This is a genomic window from Streptomyces malachitofuscus (genome assembly GCF_055571035.1).
Genome location: NZ_JBVIGA010000013.1, coordinates 140,073 through 164,214, shown reverse-complemented (window position 1 = coordinate 164,214; position 24,142 = coordinate 140,073). Strand labels below are relative to the sequence as shown.

Below are 24,142 nucleotides of genomic sequence, written 5' to 3'. Positions count from 1 at the left end.
GGGGGCGGAGAAGCACCGCGTGGCGGCGGGCGTCCGGTGTGCGGAACCGGGCCGCTACCGGGTCGGCGCCGGCAGTCCGGCCGCGAGGAGGGCGAACACCTCGCGGAAGACGTCGGCGAAGGCGAGTTCGTCCTGCCGGTCGGACCAGTGCTGGAGGCTCACCCGGACCGCCGTAGCGGCCACTGCCGCGAGCAGCCGCGGGTACAGGTCGGGCGCGCCGTGCTCCTCGCGCGGGCGGGCGGTGTCTCCGGTTCCCTCCGGCGGTCCGGAGGCGATCCGCCGGGCGATGATCCCGGCGAGGACGGCCTCGTCCGCCATGTGGGCGCCGAGGCTGCGCACCAGGAGATGGGGGGCGGCGCGGAGCACTTGGGCGTGCAGGCTCCACAGTTCGTGCTGCCGTTCGACTTCCGAGAGTTCGGCGGCGAGCGCCTCGCGCAGCGCCTCCAGGGGGGACAGGTCCGCCGGCGCGTGGAGGAGCGCCCGGCGGACCCGGTCGCCTGCGTCCGCGTCGATGACGACGAAGGCGTCGTCCCGGGAGTCGAAGTAGTTGAAGAAGGTCCGCACGGACACCCCGGCGGCCGCGCTGATCGCCTCGACGGTGACGTGGTCCGCCCCGTGCTCGGCGGCGAGGCGCACCGCGGCCTCGGCGAGGGCCGCACGCGTGGCGCGCTTCTTGCGCTCGCGCAGCCCGCCGCTCGCGGTGTCCTTCCCCGTCATGTCTTGCATGCTATGCAAAAATGCACGCCGTGCAAAATTGCCTCTCGCCCGGGCCCGTGCCGGTGGCGCGCCGGAGGGGAGCGAGCCCGGGGGAGGGGCTAGCGTCGGGTCATGGCCGGTGATCGCCGTGGATGGCGGGTGAGTGTGCTCGGCGGTGCGGTGTTCGCGGTGTGCATGACCGGCACCACGCTGCCGACCCCGCTCTACCCGCTGTACCAGGAGAAGTTCGGCTTCTCGGAGCTGACGGTCACCGTCGTGTACGCCGTCTACGCCTTCGCGGTCATCGGTGTGCTGCTCCTCGCGGGCAACGCCTCGGACGCGGTGGGCAGGCGCCCCGTGCTGCTGTGGGGCCTGGGCTGCGCGGCCGTCAGCGCCCTCTGCTTCCTCTGCGCCACCGGGCTGGGCTGGCTGTACGCCGGGCGGCTGTTCTCAGGTCTCTCGGCCGGCCTGTTCACCGGGGCCGCCACGGCGTACGTCATGGAGTCCGCACCGCCCGGCGGTGCCTCCCGGGCCACGTTCGTCGCCACGGCCGTCAACATGGGCGGGCTGGGCTGCGGCCCGCTGCTCGCCGGAGTGCTCGCGCAGTACGCCCCCCGGCCGCTGTATCTGCCCTTCGCCGTACACCTGGCCCTGGTCGTCTGCTCGGTCGCCGTTGTGCTGCGGCTTCCGGAGACGGTGGCGGAGCGGCAGCCGCTGAGCACCGTACGGCCGCAGCGGCCGGCGGTGCCCTCGCAGGTGCGGCCCGTCTTCGGGCCGGCGGCGACCGCGTCGTTCGTGGGGTTCGCCCTGTTCGGCGTGTTCACCTCCGTCAGCCCGGCCTTCCTCGCGCAGTCCCTGGGCGTGACCGACCACGCGGTGAGCGGGGTCGTCGTGGCGCTGGCCTTCTTCTCCTCGACCGGCGGGCAGTTGGCCGTCGGTCCGGTCGGTGCTGCCCGGTCACTGCCGCTGGGCTGCGCCGGGCTCCTCGCCGGGCTGGCGCTGCTCGCCGGCGCCCTGCACTGGGACCTGCTGATGCTGGTGGTGCTGAGCGCGATCGTCGGGGGTTTCGGTCAGGGTCTTGCGTTCCGCGGAGCGCTGTCCGCGGTGGGCGGGGCGTCCCCGGCGGACCACCGCGCGGCGGTGATCTCCTCGCTGTTCGTGGTGGCGTACACGGGCATCTCGGTGCCGGTCATCGGCGTCGGTCTGCTGGCGGAGCCGATGGGCCTGGAAGGTGCGGGGCTGGTGTTCATCGCCTGCATGGGGGTGCTGGTGGTGGCGGCGGCGGGCTATCTCCTGCGGCGGCCGGTGGCGGTGAGCGCATGACGGACCGACGGGCCTGCCGGGCGGACCCCGTCGTCGCGCGCTCTCCCGCCCCGGAGCCCTATCATCGTCCATGAATGTTGAAAATCTAACTTTTTGCGTGGGAGGGCGGGCGCCATGAGCAATACAGAGACACGACCGGCCGAGGTGAAGTGCGGCGGCGGAGCGGAGGCGGTGCGCCCTGCCGACGTGGAGGTGCTCACCGCGCGGGACGTGCCGCTCGGCGGCCCGCGCGCGATGCGGGTGCGGCGCACCTTGCCGCAGCGGGCCCGGACGCTCATCGGCGCCTGGTGCTTCGCCGACCACTACGGCCCCGACGACGTCGCCGGGACCGGCGGCATGGACGTCGCCCCGCACCCGCACACCGGTCTGCAGACGGTGAGCTGGCTGTTCGGCGGAGAGATCGAACACCGCGACAGCCTGGGCACCCACGCCCGGGTACGGCCCGGTGAGCTGAACCTCATGACCGGCGGCCACGGCATCAGCCACTCGGAGGTGTCGACACCGGACACCACGATCCTGCACGGGGTGCAGCTGTGGGTCGCACTGCCCCGGGAGCACCGCGACGCCGAGTCGGCCTTCCAGCACTTCGTGCCGGATCCGGTGCCGCTGGACGGCGGTGAGGCCCGCGTCTTCCTCGGTTCCCTCGCGGGTGACACATCCCCCGTACGCACCTTCACCCCGCTGCTCGGGGCCGAACTGTCGGTGGCCCCCGGCGCCGAGATCCTGCTCCGAATCGACCCCGCCTTCGAGCACGGCGTCCTCGTCGACGAGGGCGACGTCCTCGTCGAGGGCACCGCTGTACAACCGGCCGAACTGGGCTACACCGCCCCCGGCCGCACCACGCTCACCCTGACCAACCGCGGCGCCGGGACGGCGCGCCTGGTGCTGCTGGGCGGCCCGCCGTTCGGGGAGGAGATCGTGATGTGGTGGAACTTCATCGGCCGGTCGCACGACGACATCGTCCGGGCCCGCGAGGACTGGATGGCGGGGACCCGATTCGGCGAGGTACAGGGGTACGACGGGGCGCCACTGCCCGCTCCGGAGCTGCCGAACGTACCCTTGAAGCCGCGGGGAAGGATGCGATGACCTGCGCAGATGTGAGTACGGGGCGGCCTGCTCAGTGCCGCCTGCCGCGGTTGCGTCCGAGGAAGTGATGTGCGGGTTCCCACCTGATCCGGGCGTGTGGCCCGGCGTCGGAGTGAGGGTGTGCGAGGTGTTCGGTGCCGGGGGTCATGAGCTCTTCGAAGCGGTGAGGATCCCAGGGACTTGAGGGCGGTCATGGTACGTCCTTGCCGCCGCGGTGGTGGGCGGCGGGCCGGTGCGGTGGAGCGGAGGTGCTGCTTGGGTTGCCGGCCTTCTCCGTGTCCGGCGCGGTGTCGGTGTTCTGGCTCCGGGTGGCGACGAGGGACCAGACGACGGAGATGGTGATCGTCGCGCTGATGACGCCGAGAGTGACGGGGATGGGCAACTTGCCGACGGGAGTCTCGGACAGGATCAGTTTGACGCCCGCGAAGGCCAGCAGCACCGCGAGGCCGTAGTGGAGGTAGGCGAAGCGGCGCAACAGTCCGGCCAGGCAGAAGTACAGGCTGCGCAGGCCGAGGACGGCGAAGGCGTTGGCGGTCCACACGATGAAGGTGTTCGTGGTGATGGCCAGGATCGCGGCGACGGAATCGACGGCGAAGATCAGATCGGTGGCTTCCACCGCGACCAGGGCCACGAACAGCAGCGTCGCCACCCGCCGGCCGTTGATCCTGGTGAAGAACCTGTCGCCGTGGAAGCGGGCATCGGTGGGGACGACCTTCTGGACCAGGCGGACGACAGGATTGCGGTCGGGGTGGACTTCCTCGTCCTTGGAGACGGCCATCCTGTAGCCGGTCCAGATGAGGAACGCGCCGAACAGGTAGGCGGTCCAGAAGAACAGCTGGAGCAGCTCGGCGCCGACGAAGATGAACACCAGCCGGGCGGCGAGGGCGCCGAGAACGCCCCAGAACAGGACCTTGTGCTGGTAGGCGTCGGGGACGGCGAAGAAGGAGAAGACCAGCGCGAAGACGAAGACGTTGTCGATGGACAGAGCTTTTTCGATCAGGTAGCCGGCGTAGTAGGTGGAGGAGACTTCTCCCCCCTGCCACAGGAGCAGCACCAGGCCGAAGGCGAGGCCGATGGCGATCCAGATCCCGCTCCAGAGCGCGGCCTCCTTGAAGCCGATCACATGGTTGTCACGGTGGGCGATCAGGTCGACGGCGAGCATGACGGCGATCACGAGGGTGACCGCGGCCCAGACCCACAGCGGGACGGTGAACGAAAGCTCATTCATGGTTGATCGGCCTTCTCGAGCGGGGAGAGGGAAATGGAGGCGGGGCCCCGGACCCTGGCACGTACGGAGGGGAGCCGGGTCCGGGCCGCCGGTTCAGGGACGAGGGCCGGGAAGCGGTGCCCCGCGCATCGGCCGGTGGTGCATCAGGCTGCCGGGCCCGAAGCTGTCGGCCGCCCCTTCCAGCCGGAGCGGTACCGGGAAGTGTGGAACGGCGTCCAGGCCGTCGGCGCGACGGTATGCACGAACGGGCCGCACCGTAGGGCGGAGGCCTCGGCCAGGACATGGGCGTCCAGTCCGGCCGGTCCTCGGGCGGCGGCCACCAGCACCGAGGACAGGTGGCGGGCGGTGACGTCCAGCAGCGCCCCCGCCGCCCGCAGCCGGGTGCCGCGCGACGCGACGCGGTGGACGACGGGAATGTGGTCCAGGCCGGCCTGACGCACTCGGGGCAGCACCCGGCCCATCACCACGCGGGCTGCGTGCGTGTGCGTGTCGGCGGTGACGTGTGAGTGGGCGTGCGCGGGCAGGACGGCGACGAGCAGCAGAGGCGCGCGACGCGGGACGGCCAGTCGCAGCGCGGTATCGATGACGGCGATGTCCTGAACGGAGTCCGCCAGGAGAGCGGTCACCGGACGTGGCGGAGGAACCGGTGGGACTCGTTCGGCAGGGATCACAGGACGGGCCAGGGGCTGATGGAACACGGCGGCCCCCTTCGGGAAGTGCCGGTGGTTTCGGGGGGACGACTCAAGCGTCACTCACTCACGGTTAACCCGTCAAGAAATACGCGAATTTTTTTTCGCCAATCACTCTTCGTGTAACGTTGTTACGCGAATCCCGCTTCGTATAATGGGGATCCATGAGCGTGTCCTCCTCCCGTGGTGATCAGTGGACCTTTCTGACCAACCACGCCCGCGTCCTGCTACAGATCGCCCGCGATCCCGACACGCGGCTACGTGACGTTGCCACGGGCATCGGCATCACCGAACGTGCCGTCCAGCTCATCGTCGCCGACCTCGAGGCCGCCGGATACCTCACCCGTACCAGGGTGGGCCGCCGCAACCGCTACACCATCGACCCCACTGTGGCCCTGCGCCACCCCGCCGAGGCCGACCACCCCGTGGGCGACCTCCTCGGGGCCTTCCTCCACCGCGAGGAAAGCCCCGAGTTGTCCGGGCCGGCGTCCTCCCGCACGTGATGCCCGGCCCGCCGCGCTGATTCCGACGCGGGCGGGGCAGCGACGCGGTGCCGACGGCCCTCGGTGCGGAAGGGCCTTCTCCTGCCGGCCGGAGACCTTCGGCCACCTGGTGCGGGCGTCGCTCGGTGTGGTCCTGGGACTGGGATCGACACAGAGGGAAGGGGCCCGTCCCGCACGCCCACCCTGGCGACCGGTTGATCTCGTCGAGAGCCCGGCCACCGGTGGCGTCCGACGCGACGGGGTGATTGTCGGCCTCCATCACGACGACGGGGCACCGCCGTACGACGTGCGCCGGTCGGACACGGGCGACGTCATGCCGGTCTTCCCCGGGCCGGACGCCCACTCCACCACCTCGGTGCGGAACGGGAGGCCGGGTGCGCGGGCACCTGACTGGGGCACCCCGGTGAGGTGCGGTACAGCCCGTTCCCCGTCACGGTCCACCAGTGCCCCTGCCGTACTGGGATCGCGCCTCGCGTCCAGGGACCCGTCCGTCGAGGTGCGCCGGCACCGGTCGTCGCGGAAAGTGGAGGACGGGAACGGAGCGTTCCATGAGCTGTTGGTGTGGACACGGCCCCCGGCACCACCGTGTCCGGCTGTACCCGTCGCCTGCTGATCGTGGTGGCGGTGGGCCGGCCGTCCGGGAGGTCCACGACCGCAGCGACCGTCCGTATGACACCTCGAGAAAGCAGGCCCCCTCATGGCAGCCACCCCCGTCATGCAACTGCCGGTCATCAGCGAATGCGCGGCCGAAGGCTGCGCCTACAACCATGACCACGCCTGCCACGCCGTGGCGATCACCGTGGGAGACCTCAGCAGCCCTGTCTGCGACACCTTCATGGGCGCGGACCTGGAGGGCGGAGAGCGATCCGTCACCGGCCGGGTCGGCGCATGCAAGATGGCCGACTGCCGGCACAACACCGCGTTGGAGTGCCACGCCCCGTCCATCGCCGTCGGCTACGAGCACGAGCAGGTCGACTGCCTCACGTACACGCGGACCTGAGGGAAGGACACCCTCTGCGTGGCGGACTCGGCGAAGTGGTCCGCGCGGAGGGCGCATGGCTCCGGTTCCCCGATCCCGTCGAGACGGAGATGGTGCTCCGCTCCACCGCGGAGGGCGAGCACCGCGGCCGCCTCGACACCGACCGCGCCACGGAGAGCATCCGATGGGTGCATCGGGACCGTGAGCCCGGACCCGACGGGGGTCTGCCACGGGCCGTACTCGGTCCGCAGCACACCCGGGAACACCTTCCGATGCGGGACTTCACCGCGCAGCGGCACCCCGATCGGCTGTCCGCCCGGTTGTTCGCGGCGGCATCCGGATCGCCGTGCTGATCACCGAACACGACCGGCGGGCGGACTGGTTGCGGGCCGGGGAGGCGCTCCAGCACCTGTGGCTGCCGTGTCCGGACGCGTCACGTACAGATGCTCATGCGCGTGGGACACGGCCTCGAGAGCCCAGCGAGCCCCGGACGCGCGCCGGGACGTGTGCGGGGGTGACCCCGGGCCGTTCTCCCGGCACAAGCGGGACCCATGGCCCTCACCACCGACCGCTCACCCGGCTCAGGGTTGAAGGACCGCAGCGCCGCTGCATCAGGCGAAGGAGGGGCGCGCCCATGAACCCCAACGACGGTTACCGCGAACTGCCGCGGCAGGAATGCCTGCGGCTGATGGCCGGGGTGCCCCTCGGCCGTATCGTCTACACACGCCGGGCCCTGCCCGCCGTGCTGCCGGTCAACTTCAGCCTCGACGCCGACGGCGCCGTTCTGCTGCGCACCGCTGCCGACTCGGACCTGGTGCGCGCGACGGGCGGTGCGGTCGTCGCCTTCGAGGTGGACGACGTCGACGCCGCCCGGCAGTCCGGCTGGAGCGTGGTGGTCACGGGAGCGGCCACGGTGGTGACCGACCCCGCCGAACACCAGCGCCTGTCCCGCACCGGTCCGGTCTCCTGGGTGCCCGCACCTCAGGAGGTCTTCATCCGCATCGAACCCGGACTGATCACCGGCCGCGAACTCGTCGGTGGCCGCACGCTGTACGGAGTGGACTTGACTGCCTGAACCTCCCTGTCGCCTCGCGGGGCATGACGCGGTGCCGTCGGGCCGTCCTCCGAGACAGCGAGACCCCACCCTCGACGGGCCCTTCGCCCTGATGCCCGGACCGTCCGGCCGTCTCCCGAGCGTGCGAAGAAGGGTGGTGCCTGTTCACGTCGGTCGTCTGCCGCGAAGCGCCACGGCCGGCATCAGCACGCCGCACGCCTGGTCGGTCCACCCGGACGGCCGCTCCTCCCCTCCCTCCCGCACATGGGACGGTGGGGGTGGGGGATCGACGCGGCGACCGTGACGAGAGGAAAGGCGGCGGACACCATGTCCGAACGACCCCTGGTCGTGGGCGTCGACGGCTCCGACCCCAGCCTCCTGGCGGTGGACTGGGCCGTGGACGAGGCGGTCCGCCACCGGCTGCCGCTGCGACTGGTGCACGCCTCCCTCTGGGAGCGCTACGAGGACGCCCACCCGTCGGCAGCCCTGCTGCGCCCCTCCGCCCAGGTGAGGGCGTCCTACACCGTCGCCGCCGCCGCGCAGCGTGCCCGCCGGCGCCGCCCGGAGGCCGACGTGTCCACCGCGGTCCTCCCGGACGACGCGGTGGACGCCCTGCTGCGTGAAGCCGCCCACGCGTCGCTCCTGGTGACCGGATCGCGTGGTCGCGGTGCGCTGAAGGGACTGCTTCTCGGCTCGGTCGGTCTCGCCGTGGCGGCGCGGGCGCCCTGTCCGGTGATCGTGGTCCGGGGCGACCCGGTCGCCCTGGTCGGCAGCCACGAGCGGATCCTGCTCGGCGCGGGGGACCCCTCCACCGGCGACGAGGCGGTGCGGTTCGCATTCCGTGAGGCCGAGGCCCGTGGATGCGTCCTGGACGTCGTACGGGCCTGGCGCTGCCCGGCCTACGACACCGGCGACCGCCCGGCACGGGCCGGAGAGGGCCCGTGCCGCCACGAGGACGAGGCCTCCGCGCTGCTCGACGCCCTGCTCGCCGACGCCGTCGCCGCTCACCCGAGCGTGCGGGTGCGTCGTGCGACCGTCGAGGGCTCCGCCCCGAAGGTCCTGGTCCTCCGGTCGGCCGCCGCCGACCTCGTGGTCGTCGACGCCCGCCGCAGCAGCCATGTCGGTCTCGGTCTCCAGCTCGGACGCACGAGCCACACCCTGCTGCACCACGCCACCTGCCCGGTGGCGGTCGTGCCGTGGCGGGACGGGGCCTGATGGCCCCCCTGTGAGGACCCGGCGGCCCCTGCCCGCGCCGCAGCCCGCCACGTGACGCTGGTAGCAGGGGGAAAGGCCATCCCTTGGAGGTGCGTGTCATGCTGCTTTCACCTGTCGTCGCCGGGGTCGACGGTTCCGCCGAGAGCCTGGCCGCCGCGGAGTGGGCGGCCCGCGAAGCCGTACGCGGCGGACGGTCCCTGCGGCTGCTGCACGCGCGGAACTGGCACCCGGGTCAGGGCGAGGCGGAGAGCGCCGACGCGGCCGGACGGCACCTGGCGCAGCGCGTCCTGCGGGAGGCGGAGGAACGGGTCCGCGCCGTCTGTCCCGAAGTCCGGGTCCACGGCGAGCAGGTCGAGGGTCCGGCCACGGCCGCCCTGGTGAAGGCGGCGGGAGACGCCGAAGTGCTGGCGCTCGGCTCGCGCGGCCTGAACCGCGTCACCGGACTCCTCGCGGGTTCCGTCGCGCTCGGCGTCGTGGCGCAGACGACGCGTCCTGTCGTCCTGGTCCGCGCCGGCACCCCACGGGAGGAGGCGTCGCCCACCGCGGCACGCCGGGACGTCGTCCTCGGCGTCGACGTCACCGAACCGTGCGACGCAGTGATCGAGTACGCCTTCGAGACGGCACGCACGCACCACACCCGGCTGAGGGCCCTGTACGCCTGGCGCGCGCCCGACCCGTTCACCCTGGGTCCCGGAGAGGTCGGCCTGGTGAGCGATCCGCAGCGGGCGGAGGAGTGGCTGGGCTTTCTCACCGCGGTACTCCAGGTGTGGCGGGACAAGTACCCCGACGTGGAGGTGGTGCAGACGGTGGTGGAGGGCAAGGCCGCGGGCGCGTTGGTCAAGGCGGCGTCCGGAGCGGAGCTGCTGGTCGTCGGCAACCGGCTCACCGGCCGCCCTCGGGTGCCACGCACCGGCCCTGTCACCCACGCCGTGATCCACCGCGTCACCTGCCCCGTGGCGGTCGTACCCCACCACTGACACCACTGCCGAAACCGGAGATGACCCTCCGCCCCCGCCCCGCCGCCCACTCCACGGACCCCTGCGCCGCCACCGCCGCGTTCCACGGGGGGCATGCGGGGCAGGGCCGTATGGCACGCAGGGTGTCCCCTCCGGTCCCTGGGGCGCGGCGGCGGGGTACACGAGTCTTGTCACCGGAACAGGCAGCCCGAGAGGCGGCCGCAGAGCCTTCGCCCTGCTGGTCGCCGTTGTCCGTACGGAGAGGCGTGACCATGACGAAGCCGGCGACGACCGCCGAGGCACAGCCGGAGGAGGGCGCGCAGCCGCCCCCGTTGGGCGCGGAGGCCTGCGGATTGCCGACGGAACACGTCGTGCGACTTCTCCGAGTCCACCCGGGCACCGGACTGACCGCGGCCGAGGCCACCGAGCGGGCCGCCGTCCACGGACCCAACCGCATGGCGGAAGCGGCCCGGCGGCCGGAGTGGCTGAAGTTCCTCGACCAGTTCCGCAACTGGCTCATCGGCATACTGCTGCTGGCGGCCGTGGTGGCGGCGGCCATCGGTGAGGTCGAGGACGCCTTGGTGATCACCGTCGTCCTGCAGATCAACGCCGTGCTCGGCTACCTCCAGGAGCGGCGCGCCGAGCGCAGCCTGGAGGCGCTGCGGCGGATGCTGGTGCCGACGGCGCGCGTGCGGCGCGACGGCACGGAACAGGTGGTCGGCGCGGACGCGCTGGTGCCGGGGGACGTGGTGCTGCTGGAGGCCGGTGACCGTGTACCGGCCGACGGGCGGCTGACGGTCGCGGAGTCGGTGGAGGTCGCCGAGGCGGCGCTGACCGGTGAGTCGCAGCCCGTCGCCAAGAGCACGGCCCCGGTGGGCGACGATCACCCGGAAAGGGTCCCGCTGGCCGAGCGCACCAGCATGCTCTTCATGAACACCGCCCTGACGCGGGGCCGCGTCGAAATGATCGTCACCGCCACCGGCATGCGGACCGAACTCGGTGCCATCGCCCACGCGTTGCGCACCGGCGCCGAGCCGCCGAGCCCCCTGCAGGTCCAGCTGGACAGCCTGGGCCGCCGACTCGCGCTGCTCAGCGGCATCGCGGTCGTGGCGTACGCGCTCACCGGGCTGCTCCGCGGTGAAGGGCTGTCCGACCTCGCGCTGCGGGCCGTCGCCCTGGCGGTCGCCGCGATCCCTGAGGGGCTGCCCGCCGTACTCGCCCTCACCCTCGCGCTGGGCGTTCACCGCATGGCCCGGCGCGGCGCCGTCGTCAAACGCCTGGCGGCGGTGGAGTCACTGGGATCGGCCACGGTCGTGTGCAGCGACAAGACCGGCACCCTGACCCTGAACCAGATGACCGCACGGGCGGTGTGGGCAGGCGGACGGCTGTACGACGTCACCGGTGAGGGCTACACCACCGGTGGCACTCTGCGCACCGAGGGCGCCGGGGGCGACGCCGACCTGCGGCGGGCACTGCTTCCCTTCGCGGTCTGCAACGACGCGCATCTGACCGGCGACGGCGACGGCGACGACGAGGCCGGGGGCAACGCATTCGTCGGCGACCCCACCGAGGCCGCGCTCGTCGTCCTCGCCGCCAAGGGCGGGCTGGACGCCGACCGGCTGCGCGCCGAACTGCCCCGCACCGGTGAGCTGCCCTTCGACGCGGCGACCAAGTACATGGCCACCTTCCACGCCGAACCGGGTGGCCGTACTCGTGTTCTCGTCAAGGGCGCGGTGGATGTCCTGCTGGATCTGTGCCGCGCCGTCCTGACCGAGGACGGCGAACGGCCGCTGGACGCGCGGGTCCGGGCGGAGGTCCTCGCCGTGACCGAGCGGCTGAGCGGGGCCGGGCTACGGGTGCTGGGTGCCGCCGAAGCGCTGGTCGACGAGCCCCCGTCCGCGAACGCGTTGTCCGGTCTGACCCTCCTGTCGATCGCCGGGCTCGCCGACCCGCCCCGCCCCCAGGCGGGCGAGGCGATGGCGCTGTGCCGCACGGCGGGCGTGGGCGTGAAGATGATCACGGGCGATCACGCGGGGACGGCGGCGGCCATCGCCCGCGAACTCGGCATCGCGGGCGACGTCGTGACCGGTGCCGAGCTGGACGGGATGCCGGAGGAGGAGCTCGCCGGGCGGATCGACGGCATCGGGGTCTTCGCGCGTGTGGCACCCGAGCACAAGGTCGCGATCGTCCGGGCCCTGTCGAGCCGGGGGCACGTCGTCGCGATGACCGGGGACGGCGTCAACGACGCCGCCGCGCTCAGGGCCGCCCACATCGGCGTGGCGATGGGTGTCACCGGCACGGACGTGGCCAAGGAAGCCGCCGACATGGTCCTGACCGACGACGACTTCTCCACCATCGTCCGGGCCGTCCGCGAGGGGCGGGCGATCTACGGGAACATCGTCAAGTTCGTCCGCTTCCAGCTGGCCACCAACATCGGCGCCATCCTGACCCTGCTCGGCTCGGCCCTCGCCGGACTGCCCGCACCGCTCACCGCCGCGCAACTGCTGTGGGTCAACATCATCATGGACGGACCGCCCGCCATGGCCCTTGCCGTGGACCCGGCCCGCGACGACGTCATGCGCCACCCGCCGCGCGATCCCGCCGAACGCATTCTCGACGCGAGGCGGCTGTTCGCCATCGGCCGGGCCGGAGCGGTCATGGCCCTCGGGACCGTGGTGCTCCTGGCCGTGGCCCGTTCCCACGTCGACGCGCGGACGGCCGCGACCATGGCATTCACCACGTTCGTGCTTTTCCAGCTCTTCAACGCCCTGAACGCCCGCGCGGACGACGGGCCGCTGCTCAGCCGCTACCAACTGCGCAACCGCACGCTGTGGCTGTGCCTGGCGGGTGTCCTGGCGGTCCAGGTGGCCGCCGTCCATCTGCCCTGGGCGCAGAACGTCTTCGGGACCGTGCCGTTGGACGTGGTGCAATGGGCCTTGTGCCTGGGTACGGCCTCCACCGTGCTGCTCGCCGAGCTGCTCTGGCGGGTCGCCGTCGGCCGGCCGCGCGGGTGGGCCATGAGCAAGTCGGGGGCGACTGCCATCTGATCGGGACGCGTGCTGACCGCTCCGGCCGCGACTGCCGCTCGTCGGCCGTCACCGCCGACTCCTCGGCCCTCACCGCACGCACTGGCCGGTCGGTGGCTCGGTCGTTCACAGCCGTGGCGGGCACCAGGTCGTCTCCGTCCTTCCGCCATCGGTGGGTCCACGCCCCAGCTGTCCGCCACGATGCGGACGAGGTCGAGCCCGCGGCGCGCACTGCCGTCAGCCACCTCGACGGTCGGTTCGGCGGACGCGCGGCACACATGGAATACGACCGTCCGACGACACCGTCGGTGGGCAGGGGGGCCGCCCGAATGCGCGCTTCCCGGACAGTGCGGATGTGAGGAACCGGCGGCAGCCGAGCCGGCTCGGCGGCCGGCCCGGGGTCGCACCAGTGCCGTGGTTTCCCCACAATGGGCCGTAGGGCGAGTCGTCACCGCAGGGGAGACGCCCTGCTGTCGTCCGGGCCGTCAACGGGAAGGGACAGGCCACATCATGCAGCACCGCACGGTCGCAGAGCTCATGAGCCGCAGCGTGGTCCGGGCTCGGCGTGACATGCCCTTCAAGGAGATCGTGGAGCTGCTGAGAGACAACGACGTCACCGCCGTGCCGGTGGTGGACGAGCTGGACCGGCCCGTGGGCGTGGTGTCCGAGGCAGACCTGCTGCGCAAATCGTCCGCTCAGCCCGACCCGTCCGGACGAACGCCGATTCCGCACCTGGAGGCCTGGGAGCGGGCCAAGGCCGAGGGCACCCGTGCCGAGGAGCTGATGTCGGCCCCTGCCGTGTGCGCACGTCCCGAGTGGACCGTGGTCGAGGCGGCCCGCCTCATGGCCGTACAGAACGTCAAGCGACTGCCCGTGGTCGACGAGACCGACCGGCTCCAGGGCATCGTGAGTCGCAGTGACCTCCTGCGCATCTTTCTGCGCCGCGACGACGCCATCCGGGAAGAGATCACGGGAGATGTTCTGCGGCGGACGCTGGGGCCCGCGGCCGAAAAGGTCACGGTCGAGGTGCACGAGGGGCGGGTGACTCTCGGCGGGACCTTGGAGATCAAGATGCTGATCCCCGTCATCGAGCGGATGTGCCGGAGTGTGGACGGTGTTGTCTCGGTCTCCGAGCACATCGCCCACCAGCACGGATGATCCCTGGCGCGTTGTCGCGCCGCCCAGGCGGTCACGGCCCTCAGACCCGTACTGCACGGACGGGAGCGGGGGCCCGTGACGGGTGGACGTCGCCGGTCCACGAGGGCGATCGCCCACGGTTGAGAACGCGCGGTCTCCGTGGTGCCGAATCCCGGTGCCGTCCGGCTCGGAGGACCCCGGCTCAGGAGGCGGACAACACCGCCGTGGCTTCGAAGGTTCGACTCGCGAGCCCTGCCGCCGCCGGGCGGACGGCCCGTGTGGCGAGTCGCGCGGTTCGTGGCCGTCGGCCGGGTGCACGTCCGGGAGCCGGTCCCGGAACCCATGGACGCCGCTCCTGGGCGGCGACACAGGCACCTGCGCGAGCGTCGCCTCCGCAAGGCGGCTGCCCGACTCGGTTCGCGGCACCCGACATGGGGTGTAGCCGTGGACCAGATCTCCGAAAGCTCCTCCGCACCGTGACGGCGACACCTGACCGGCGGTAGGCCGATCGAAGGAGGGAACCTGCCATGAGGCTCCGGGCTCCGGGCTCCGAGCTCCGGGGACACGGGCCGGCTCGGCCGCGCGCGGTACGGGCGTGACCGGACCTCGGCCCGGATTGTGGTGTCGGATCGCTGCCGCCACGATGAAGACATGGCTGTCACGCGTTCCACCGGCCGCTTCGACGCTTTCCGAGCCCTTTCCAAGCGGCGCGGGAAGGCCGGTGAGCGTCTGGTCGAGCGACTGGCCCACGCCAGGGAGGACACGGCGGACGGCCCCGGGAGCTGGGCTCCGGCCGTCGCCGACGGTCTGGGCCTGCCCCCGGCCGCCGCGCTCGGACCCGCTTCCTACTACGCGGACCTCGTCGCCCCCCACGGCCGTCGCCATGTGCGGATCTGTTCGGCGGCGGCATGCTTCGCCGCGCAGGCGGGACGGCACCTCACCCGTGTGGAGCAGGAGCTGGGCGCCTCCGTGGGCACCGTCTCACCGGACGGCGAGGCCTCGCTGCAGACCGTCCGCTGCCTGGGGTACTGCTACGCCGGCCCCGCCGCGCTCGACGGCATCACACCCTGCACGGGGCCCACGCTCGCCGAACAGCTGACCGGGCGCGAGCCGCCATCCGCTCCACGCATCCCGGTGGCCGACGACACCGGCGACCCCGTGCTGCTGGCAGGTGTGGTCGCCGGTGAACCTGCGTGGCAGGTGTGGCCGCGGACCGTGACGGCCGGCGATCCCGACAGGGTCCGGCGGGAGGTGGCCGCCTCCGGGCTGCGCGGACGCGGGGGAGCGGGCTTCCGGGTGGCGGCCAAGTGGGAGGCGGCCGGCCGGGCGCCCGGCACCGTCGTGGTGGCCAACGGCGACGAGGGGGACCCCGGGTCGTACGCCGACCGGCTGCTGATGGAGGCCGACCCGCGGCGGGTGCTGGAGGGCCTGGCGTTGGCCTGTTTCGCCTGCGGCGCCCGCCGGGCGGTGGTGCTGGTCCGCTCGGAGTATCCGCAGGCGCTGGCACGCATGCGGGAAGCGGCCGGGGAAGCCTACGCCGAGGGGCACCTCGGTTCCTCCGTGCACGGCACGGACACCACCCTCGACGTCGAGGTGGTCCAGGGCGCCGGATCGTACGTGGCCGGTGAGGAGACCGCGCTGATCGCCGGTCTGGAGGGAGACCGGGGCTGCGCCCGGCCGCGCCCGCCGTACCCGACCGCGCGTGGGCTGTGGGATGCGCCGACGGTGGTGAACAACGTCGAGACCCTCGCGGCCGTCCCCTGGATCGTGGCCCGGGGCGGCGACGCCTACGCCCGGCGTGGAACACCGGAGGAGACCGGCACCAAACTGGTCTGCCTCTCGGAGCGGTTCGCCCGGCCGGGAGTGCACGAGGTCGAACTGGGCACCTCACTGCGGCGCATCGTCACCGAACTGGGCGGTGGCCTGAAGGACGGCAGTGAGCTGACCGCCCTCCAGGTGGGCGGGCCCTTGGGGGGCTTCCTCGCCCCCGGCGCACTCGACGCGCCGCTCACCGCGGCCGGCCTGGCGGCCGCCGGTGCCGCGCTGGGCCATGCCGGACTGGTCGCCTTCGACCAGCACGTCGCGCCGCGTGACGTGCTCCGGCATGTGTGGGAGTTCGCGGCGGCGGAGAGCTGCGGCGCCTGCTCCCCCTGCCGGGTGGGCTCACGCCGTGGTCTGGAACTGGCGGACGCCCGCACCGGACCCGGCGACGAGTGGAAGCGGCTCGCGCATCTCCTGACCGAGGCGAGTCTGTGCGCGTTCGGACGGCGCATCCCGCCCGCCGTGCACAGCCTCGCCCGCGTCTACGGCGACCGACTGGCGGGATGGGAGCCATGAACGAGGCCGAGATCCGCGTCGACGGCACGGACGTCACCGTGCCCGAGGGGTCCTCCCTGCTCGCGGCGGTGCGGGCGGCCGGGATCGATCTTCCCTCGCTGTGCTCCGACGACCGGTTCGGCCCGGCCGGGGCGTGCCGTACCTGCCTCGTGAGCGCCGACGGACGGACCGTGGCGGCCTGTGTGACCCCGGTCGGCCCCGGCGTCCGCGTCGAGACCGGCACCGACGAGCTCCGGCGGCTGCGCCGGGAGGCGGTGGAGGTCATCGTCTCGGCCCTGCCACCCCGGGCCCTCGCCGATGACAACCCCAGTGAACTGGCCGAGCTCTGCCGGTCGTCGGGCATCGCCCCCGACACGGCGCAGGGTGCCGGAGGCCGGGGCGGCGACGACTCCCACCCTTACGTCCACCTGGACCGGGACCTGTGCATCGCCTGCGGCCGGTGCGTCCGCATGTGCGCCGAGGTGCAGGGCACGTTCGCCCTGACCCTGGCCGGCCGGGGCGCCGACACCGTGGTCGCGCCCGGCACCGGCGGGCCCTGGGCCGAGTCCGACTGTGTGGCGTGCGGCGGCTGCGTCGACACCTGTCCCACCGGTGCGCTCGCCGCACCCGGCCCGGCACGCGGGCTCACCTCCGCCCACCGGCCGCCCGCCACCCGCACCACCTGCGGATACTGCGGTGTCGGCTGCACCCTGGACGTCGTCACGAAGGACGGTGAGGTCGCGGCGGTACTGCCGGCCCGCGACGGCCCGGTCAACCAGGGCCACGCCTGCGTCAAGGGCCGCTTCGCCCATGGGTACCTGACCTCTCCCGAACGGCTCACCCGCCCGCTTCTGAGGCGGGCCGGCCGCCTGGAACCCGTCGGCTGGGACGAGGCGCTCACCCATGTCGCCCGCGGGCTGCGCGCGGCCCTCGCGGACGGCGGCCCGGACGCCGTGGCGGCGATCTCCTCCGCCCGTGCCACCAACGAGGAGAACTACCTCGTCCAGAAGTTCATGCGGACCGTCATCGGCACCAACAACGTCGACAACTGCTCCCGCCTGTGCCACTCCCCGTCCGCGGCCGGCCTCACCGCCTCCTTCGGACTGTCCGGCGGCACCGACAGCCTCGACGACGTCGAACGGTCCGACTGCCTGCTGGTGGTGGGGGCCAACCCCGTCGAGGCCCATCCGGTGGTCGGGGCGCGGCTGCTGCGGAGCACGCTGCGCGGGGCCCGGCTGGTGGTCGCCGATCCGCGCGCCGTGGGCCTCGCCACGCACGCCGACGTGCACCTGCGGCCCCGCCCGGGGACCAATGTGGCGCTGTTCCACGGACTCGCGCACGTCCTGCTCGCCGAAGGCCTCACCGACGAGGCGTTCCTGCGCGAGCGGGCCACCGGACGGGACCGGCTCACCGAGCTGCTGGACGACTACCCGCCGGACCGGGTCGCGGACATCACCGGCGTGCCCGCCACCGACCTGATCGCCGCCGCCCGGCTGTACGGCGAGGCGGAGCGCCCCGCGATCGTCTACGGACTGGGGGTCACCGAGCACCTGCACGGCACCGACGGGGTGCGGTCCCTGGCCAACCTGGCGATCCTGCGCGGCGCCGTCGGTACCGACCGCGGGCACGGGGTCAACCCGCTGCGCGGTCAGAACAACGTCCAGGGCGCCTCCGACATGGGCGCGCTGCCCGACCTGCTGCCCGGCTACGGCAGGGTGCTCGACCCGGCGGCGCGGGCCCGTGCCGAGGCGGTGTGGGAAGTCCCCGTGCCCCAGCGGCCCGGTCTGCGCATCCCGGACATGTTCGCCGCCGCGCGGGCGGGGGCGCTGCGGGCGCTGTGGATCATCGGAGAGGACGTGTGCGCCACCGACCCGGACGCGAACCAGGTGGCCGCGGCCCTGGAGGCGTGCCCGCTCGTGGTGTGCAGCGAACTGTTCCTGTCCGAGACCGCCCGCCGCGCCGACGTGGTGCTGCCCGTCGCGTCCTGGCCGGAGAAGGACGGCACCTTCGTCAACTTCGACCGCCGGTTCCAGCGGGTGCGGCCCGCCGTGCCCCCGCCGGGAGAGGCCCGCAGCGACTTCGACGTCGTACACGCCGTCGCGACGGCCATGGGCGCCGATCTCGGCTGTCCCACCCCGGCCGCCGCCCTGGCCGAGTGCGGCCGCCTCGCCCCCGTCTTCGCCGGAGTGTCCCACGACCGGCTGGACCGGGAAGGCGCCGTCCCCTGGCCCTGCCGGGACCCCGGCCGCCCCGGCGAGGCGAAGCTCTACCGGGACCGGTTCGCCACCGCCGACGGCCGCGCCCATCTGGCCGCGCCGCCCTACCTCCCGCCGGGTGAACACCCCGACGACGACTATCCGCTCGTCCTGGTCACCGGACGGCGCTGGGCGCACTACAACTCGGGCAGCATGACCCGCCGCGGCGCGAACCTCGCCCTCGACCCCGTCGACTTCCTCGACCTCCACCCCGGCGACGCCCACCGGTACGCCGTGCGCGACGGCGAGCCGATCACCCTGGAGAGCCGGCACGGCAGGGCCCGACTCATCGCCCGGGTCGGCGACCGGACCGCGCCCGGCCAGGTCTTCTGTGCCTTTCACTTCCCGGCGAGCGGGGTCAACCGCCTCACCTCCGGCCATGCGGACACCGCCACGTCCTGCCCCGAGTACAAGGTCACGGCGGTCCGCCTGGTCGCCTCGTGACGGGCAAGGATGCCGGCCGTGCCGGGACTCCCAGGCGGACACCGGTGGACGGCAACCGCGGACCGACGCCCCCCGCCACCACGGACACCTCCACGATCCAGACCCTGCCGACCGACGGAGTGTTCGCGGCGCTCGGCACCTCGCCCCGAGGGCTGACGTCCGAGGACGCGGCCGCCCTGCGGGCACGCCTGGGGCCCAACGCACTGCCGTCCGCACACCGCGCACGGCTGGGGCGGCAACTGGCCGGCCAGTTCACCGACCTGTTCGCCGTCGTCCTGCTCGTCGCCTCCGCGATCACGTTCCTGGCCTACGGGCTCGAGGACCCGAGGGACATCGGCACGCTGCAACTCGCCGTGGCCATCCTGTGCGTGGTGGTGCTGAACGCCGCCATCGGCTTCGCCCAGGAGTACTCCGCCGAGCGGACGGCCGAGTCGCTGCAGGCGATGGTCAGACACACCTGCCGCGTGCTGCGCGACGGGGAGGGACGCGACGTGCCCTCGGAGGATGTGGTGCCCGGCGACGTGGTCGTCCTGGAGGCCGGGGACGCGGTGCCCGCGGACTGCAGGCTGGTGGAGGCGCACGAGGTCTCCGTGAACAACGCGGCGCTGACCGGGGAGAGCGACGCCGTCGGCCGGACGGCCCACCCCGTGGCCGGCGGGCCGGCCCTCCAGGCCCGCAACTGCGTGTTCATGGGCACCGACGTGGTGGCCGGCTCCGCCAAGGCGGTGGTGTTCGCCACCGCCACGGCCACCGAGTTCGGCAAGATCTTCCGGCTCACGGCCGCCGCACCCCGGCAGAGAACGCCGCTCCAGCGTCAGGTGGCCCTGATGGCCCGCAGGGTCGCGGGGACGGCCCTGGCGATCGGTGCGCTGCTGTTCCTGGTGCGGCTGCCGACCGGTCAGCCCTTCGTCGAGACGTTCGTCTTCGCCCTGGGCGTCATGGTCGCGCTCGTTCCCGAGGGCCTGCCCGCGACGCTGTCGGTGTCCCTGGCGGTCGGCGTGCGGCGCATGGCCCGGCGGCACGCCCTGGTCAAGCGACTGCTGGCGGTGGAGGCACTGGGGTCCACCACGACCGTGTGCACGGACAAGACCGGGACCCTCACCCGGGCGGAGATGACCATCGTACGGGTGTGGGCGGGCGGGACGGAACACGCCGTGAACGGCGTGGGCTACGCGCCCGACGGCGAGGTCGCCCACCCGGAACCGGTACGCGGAATGCTGACGGCGGCGGCCCTGTGCTGCAACGCCCGGCTCGTTCCGCCCACGGACCACAGCGGCTGGCGGGTGCTCGGCGACACCACCGAGGGGGCACTGCTCGTGGTCGCGGCGAAGGCGGGGATCGACCTGGCCGCCGAGGAGGCCGCGGCACCTCGCGTCGCGGAGTACCCCTTCGACTCCGGCCGCAAGCTCATGAGCACCGTGCACCTGGACACCGGCGGCTACCGCGTGTACGCCAAGGGCGCGCCACAGGAACTCCTCAGTCGTTGCGTCGCCGTCGACTGGGAGGGGGAGCGGCGTGAGCTGACCGGCATGCTGCGGACCGGGATCGTCGCCGCCAACGACGCCATGGCCTCCCGGGGGCTGCGCGTGCTGGCGGTGGGCCGGCGGCCGGTGCCGGGCCCGCACCCGGGGCAGGAGACGGCCGAGTCGGAGCTGACACTGCTGGGGCTCGTCGGGATGCTCGATCCGCCTCGGCCCGAGGTCAGCGACGCGGTGACCGCCTGTCGGCGGGCCGGCATCAGGATCGTGATGGTCACCGGGGACCACCCGCTGACCGCCGAGGCCGTCGCCCGGAGGGTCGGCATCGTCACGGGGCCCGCGCCCACCGTCGTCACCGGAGCCGACTTGGAGGCCATGGACGACGACGGCCTGGACGCGATCCTCCGGGGACCGGGGGAGCTGCTGCTGTGCCGGGTCAGCCCCGAGGACAAGATGCGGGTCGTGGGCGCCCTGCACCGGCGCGGCGAGGTGGTCGCCGTCACGGGCGACGGCGCCAACGACGCCCCGGCCCTCAAGCACGCCGACATCGGCGTGGCGATGGGCGTCTCCGGTACCGATGTCGCCCGGGAGGCGGCCGTCATGGTGCTGCTCGACGACTCCTTCGCCTCCATCGCCACCGCCGTCCGGCTCGGCCGTTCGGTCTATCAGAACATCCGCAAGTTCCTCGTCTACGTCTTCAGCAGCAACATCGGCGAGCTCGTCCCGATCGTGGCCGCCACGTTCGCCGGGTTCCCGTTGGTGCCCATCAGCGCCGTGCAGATCCTCGCCATCGACCTCGGTACGGACGTTCTGCCCGCCCTGGCCCTCGGCGCCGAACCTCCGGAACCCGACGTCATGGACCGCCCGCCCCGTTCACGGCACGAGCGCCTGTTCTCCGGCGCGGTCATGGGACGCATCCTGTTCCTCGGCGGCATCCAGGCCGTCGGAGTGACCGGCGTCTTCTTCTGGCACATCCACGCGTCCGGCATCCCATGGGCGGAACTCACCGAGGACGACACCGCCTACCAGGAGGCGGTCACGCTGGTGCACGCGGGCATCGTGCTCAGCCAGTTCTTCGTCGCCCTCGCCGTGCGCACCGACCGGCAGAGCCTGCTGCGCATCGGTCCGCTGTCCAATCCCTGGCTGCTGGCCGCCGGCTGCTTCGGCATCGCCGTCATGGCGGGCATCAGCTATCTGCCACCGCTCCAGGCGCTGTTCAACACGGCCCCGCTGGACGTCGGCGACTGGGCTCTCCTCGCCGGTCTCGGCGTGCTGGTCCTGCTCGCGGAGGAGCTCAGGAAGGCGTGGCTGCGCCGTCGGCACGCGGGCCCGGAAGGAGAGACACGATGAGAGTGATCGTCGTCGGCTGCGGACGGGCCGGTTCCGCACTCGCCGCCCGACTCGCCGCAGAAGGCCACGACCTACGGGTCGTGGACCGCGCGCCCAGGGCCCGCAGGTCGCTCCCCGCGGGTTTCCCCGGCCGCTTCCACGAGGGCAACGGCTACAGCCGTACGGTCCTCGATGCCGCCGGTACCGGAGACGCGGACGCGTTCGTCGCCGTCACCTCGTGCGACAACAGCAACATCGTCAGCGCGAGAACGGCCAAGGAGACGTACCGGGTGCCGATCGTCCTCGCCCACGTCTACGCCTCCAGCAGTGCCGACCTCTGCCGTGACCTCGGCATTCGCACCGTCGCCAGCATCCGGTGGACCGTGCACGAGATCCACCAGATGCTGCTGCACCGCCACCTCACCCCCGAAGTCACCTTCGGCAACGGTGAGACACTGCTGATCCGCTCGCACCTGCCCGGTCATCTGGCCGGGCGGCTCCTGACGGAACTCGACGTCGACGGCGAGATCCGTGTCGTCGAGGTGACCCGGGCGGGCCGCTCGCGCATCCCCGCGCACCACACCCCCGCCGAGCCCGGAGACCTGGTCACCTTCGCTGTCGCCGCCACCTCGCTCGGCCGGCTGCGCGGCTTCCTGGACAAGGAGCTGGGGACGTGAAGGCTCTCGTCGTAGGGGCCGGACGCCTGGGTACGCAGATCGCCCGCGTCCTCGCCGCCGCCCGCAACGACGTCACCCTCGTCGACGTCGACGACGACCTCGTCGCCGGACTCGAAGGCCGGCTGCCGGTACGCCTCCTGGCCGGGGACGCCTGCGACCCCGCTTTCCTCGAGCATGCCGGGGCCCACACCGCCGACCTCGTCCTCGCCACCACCGGCACCGACGAGAACAACCTCGTCATCAGCTTCCTCGCCAAGCGGCGGTTCGCCGTGCCGCGCGTCGTGGCCCGCGTCAACGACGCGGAGAACACCTGGCTCTTCGACCGTGCGTGGGGAGTGGACACCCCGGTGCCCGTGGCCACGCCCCTGATCTCCCTCATCGAGGAGGCGACCGGCGCCACCGACACCGTCGCTCTGCTGCGCCTGAGCAAGGCCGGTGTCGATGTGATCGAGACGGCCATCACCCCGCAGTCCCGGGCCGCGGGGCGCACACTCGCCGAGATCGCCCTCCCGGCGGGCACGGTCGTCGCGACCGTCGTCCGGGAGGGACGGCCGACGGTCCCCGCACCCGATATGCGGTTGCGGCCGGGTGACGAACTGCTCATCGTCTCCCACGCCGCCACCGAGCAGGAGATCCACGCGGCCTTCCAGTAGCCGGGACGCGCCGGTCGCGGCTCGATCGGAGCGGCCGGCGCAGCGCCAGCCAAGAGCCTGACCGGCGCGCAGCCCGCCGTCCGGACGGTTGTACGCGGTACGTGCGGGCCCGAGGGGCGCCGGCCGCGTCGCGCACGGAGTTCGTCATCCTCGTAGCGCAGCGCTCGCCGGTGCACAGCACGACCTCCGGCTCACTCCCCGGCCGCGATGATGCGGCGTCCCGTGAGCTGTGCGGGCCGGATCGACACCCACATCTCGCGCTCGCCTCCGGCCCACGGCGCGGTGTGGGCGTGTCCGCTCAGGCGCCGTACGTCGTCGGGCTCGGTGACCGCCTGTGCGGGGCCTACGGCGAGCACGCTCCACCCCCGGCTCATGGCCTCGTCCAGATGGTCGACCTCGAAGGCGACCTCCGTGCCCACGGCGGCCGCGGGCACGGAACCGGGAGCGGTCCGGAAGGCGATCGCGTCGTCGACGACCTCGTAGTTGACCGGCACCACCGCGGGGCCTTCGGCTGTGGCGACCGCGATGCGTCCCACCCCGTGGGTGGAGAGCAGAGTCCGGCACTCCTCCGGTTCGAGGTCCCGGAGTCGGGGGTGCAGCAGGGCCGCGCCCCGGCCGGGCGGCAGGTCGGCACCACCACCGCGCAGTGCCTGGACGCTGGTGTTCAGTGCCGCGGCCAGTCGGACGAGGGTGGCGAGGCTGGGATCGCCGGGGTGCTCCTCGAGGTAGGCGAGATAGTCCGGTGTCATCCGGGCGCGGCGGGCCGTCTCCTCCCGGGTCAGACCCTGCCGTTCGCGTTCGGTGGCGACCCGCCGGCCTATGTCGCCCGGGTTGGGCGACCTGCCGGGCGAGGGTGCGCCGGCATCGGTCGCGGCCTCGTGTCCGAGGTGCTTGATGTGGGCGTCGGGGCCGGGAAAGACGAGCGTCACGTCGAGCGTGTCCGACCAGCGCACGTCGTAGGGGGGTGTGCCGTCCTCGTGGTGCAGCCCGACGATCTCGCCGTCGCGCCTGTTACCCCCGGTCGCCGGGCTCTCGACGACGAGTTGATCGCCCAGGTGAGCTCGCATGATCGTTACCTTTCCTCATCGAGGTGCTGTC

19 protein-coding genes and 1 pseudogene are annotated in these 24,142 nt (G+C 72.8%); 16 read left to right on the top strand and 4 right to left on the bottom strand.

All coding sequences use genetic code 11. From position 1 onward, the window contains the following. Positions 1-54: 54 nt before the first annotated feature. Positions 55-726 (bottom strand): TetR/AcrR family transcriptional regulator, encoded by a 672-nt coding sequence (locus ACZ44S_RS20425; protein WP_466931009.1) that lies wholly within the window; start codon positions 724-726, stop codon positions 55-57. 102 nt (positions 727-828) lie between these two features. On the opposite strand from ACZ44S_RS20425, the gene ACZ44S_RS20420 reads away from it, so the two are divergent. Together ACZ44S_RS20420 and ACZ44S_RS20415 are read left to right on the top strand one after the other, a co-directional pair. Further along, entirely contained in the window at positions 829-2,019 is a 1,191-nt protein-coding gene (locus ACZ44S_RS20420) for an MFS transporter (RefSeq protein WP_466931007.1), read from the top strand. A gap of 114 nt (positions 2,020-2,133) precedes the next feature. Beyond that, on the top strand, positions 2,134-3,105 hold the full coding sequence (locus ACZ44S_RS20415) for a pirin family protein (RefSeq protein ID WP_466931006.1): 972 nt from the start codon (positions 2,134-2,136) through the stop codon (positions 3,103-3,105). Positions 3,106-3,295: 190 nt separating this feature from the next. Here the strand turns inward: ACZ44S_RS20415 and ACZ44S_RS20410 are convergent, their stop codons facing one another. Both ACZ44S_RS20410 and ACZ44S_RS20405 read right to left on the bottom strand, forming a co-directional pair. Then, entirely contained in the window at positions 3,296-4,333 is a 1,038-nt protein-coding gene (locus tag ACZ44S_RS20410; RefSeq protein WP_466931004.1) for a TerC family protein, read from the bottom strand. Positions 4,334-4,476: 143 nt separating this feature from the next. Then, a complete protein-coding gene (locus ACZ44S_RS20405) occupies positions 4,477-4,959 on the bottom strand; it encodes a universal stress protein (protein ID WP_466931001.1) in 483 nt (160 codons plus the stop codon). 227 nt (positions 4,960-5,186) lie between these two features. On the opposite strand from ACZ44S_RS20405, the gene ACZ44S_RS20400 reads away from it, so the two are divergent. The 14 genes and pseudogenes from ACZ44S_RS20400 (at position 5,187) to ACZ44S_RS20335 (ending at position 23,044) form a co-directional block, all read left to right on the top strand. Further along, positions 5,187-5,525 (top strand): helix-turn-helix transcriptional regulator, encoded by a 339-nt coding sequence (locus ACZ44S_RS20400; RefSeq protein WP_466930999.1) that lies wholly within the window; start codon positions 5,187-5,189, stop codon positions 5,523-5,525. A 194-nt stretch (positions 5,526-5,719) separates the two neighbouring features. Further along, positions 5,720-5,868: pseudogene (locus ACZ44S_RS20395) on the top strand (DUF1918 domain-containing protein); the annotation flags it as partial. A 354-nt stretch (positions 5,869-6,222) separates the two neighbouring features. Next, entirely contained in the window at positions 6,223-6,525 is a 303-nt protein-coding gene (locus ACZ44S_RS20390) for a DUF1540 domain-containing protein (RefSeq protein WP_466930997.1), read from the top strand. A 35-nt stretch (positions 6,526-6,560) separates the two neighbouring features. Beyond that, the gene (locus ACZ44S_RS20385; protein ID WP_466930996.1) at positions 6,561-6,857 is read left to right on the top strand and encodes a hypothetical protein; all 297 of its coding nucleotides are present in this window, start codon (positions 6,561-6,563) and stop codon (positions 6,855-6,857) included. A gap of 281 nt (positions 6,858-7,138) precedes the next feature. Beyond that, on the top strand, positions 7,139-7,579 hold the full coding sequence (locus ACZ44S_RS20380) for a pyridoxamine 5'-phosphate oxidase family protein (protein ID WP_466930994.1): 441 nt from the start codon (positions 7,139-7,141) through the stop codon (positions 7,577-7,579). Between the two features lie 306 nt (positions 7,580-7,885). Then, the gene (locus ACZ44S_RS20375) at positions 7,886-8,773 is read left to right on the top strand and encodes a universal stress protein (RefSeq protein ID WP_466930993.1); all 888 of its coding nucleotides are present in this window, start codon (positions 7,886-7,888) and stop codon (positions 8,771-8,773) included. Positions 8,774-8,874: 101 nt separating this feature from the next. After that, positions 8,875-9,750, top strand: coding sequence for a universal stress protein (locus ACZ44S_RS20370; protein WP_466931166.1), 876 nt, complete (start codon positions 8,875-8,877; stop codon positions 9,748-9,750). A 251-nt stretch (positions 9,751-10,001) separates the two neighbouring features. Next, positions 10,002-12,776: a cation-translocating P-type ATPase gene (locus ACZ44S_RS20365; RefSeq protein ID WP_466930990.1), complete on the top strand. Its 2,775-nt coding sequence runs from the start codon at positions 10,002-10,004 to the stop codon at positions 12,774-12,776. A 489-nt stretch (positions 12,777-13,265) separates the two neighbouring features. Further along, positions 13,266-13,913: a CBS domain-containing protein gene (locus ACZ44S_RS20360; protein WP_466930989.1), complete on the top strand. Its 648-nt coding sequence runs from the start codon at positions 13,266-13,268 to the stop codon at positions 13,911-13,913. Positions 13,914-14,543: 630 nt separating this feature from the next. Further along, complete coding sequence (locus tag ACZ44S_RS20355) at positions 14,544-16,229, top strand: NAD(P)H-dependent oxidoreductase subunit E (RefSeq protein WP_466930986.1); 1,686 nt, start codon at positions 14,544-14,546, stop codon at positions 16,227-16,229. Further along, entirely contained in the window at positions 16,226-18,907 is a 2,682-nt protein-coding gene (gene fdhF, locus ACZ44S_RS20350; protein WP_466930983.1) for a formate dehydrogenase subunit alpha, read from the top strand. The genes ACZ44S_RS20355 and fdhF overlap by 4 nt, the downstream gene beginning before the upstream one ends. 44 nt (positions 18,908-18,951) lie before the next feature. Next, positions 18,952-21,735, top strand: a complete 2,784-nt coding sequence (locus ACZ44S_RS20345) for a cation-translocating P-type ATPase (RefSeq protein ID WP_466930981.1) — start codon at positions 18,952-18,954, stop codon at positions 21,733-21,735. Beyond that, entirely contained in the window at positions 21,732-22,391 is a 660-nt protein-coding gene (locus ACZ44S_RS20340; RefSeq protein WP_466930978.1) for a potassium channel family protein, read from the top strand. Before ACZ44S_RS20345 ends, ACZ44S_RS20340 begins: the two co-directional genes overlap by 4 nt. Next, positions 22,388-23,044, top strand: a complete 657-nt coding sequence (locus ACZ44S_RS20335; protein WP_466930975.1) for a potassium channel family protein — start codon at positions 22,388-22,390, stop codon at positions 23,042-23,044. The genes ACZ44S_RS20340 and ACZ44S_RS20335 overlap by 4 nt, the downstream gene beginning before the upstream one ends. Before the next feature lie 191 nt (positions 23,045-23,235). On the opposite strand, the gene ACZ44S_RS20330 is transcribed toward ACZ44S_RS20335, so the two are convergent. Further along, positions 23,236-24,111, bottom strand: coding sequence for a pyridoxamine 5'-phosphate oxidase family protein (locus ACZ44S_RS20330; RefSeq protein WP_466930972.1), 876 nt, complete (start codon positions 24,109-24,111; stop codon positions 23,236-23,238). Positions 24,112-24,142 lie beyond the last annotated feature (31 nt).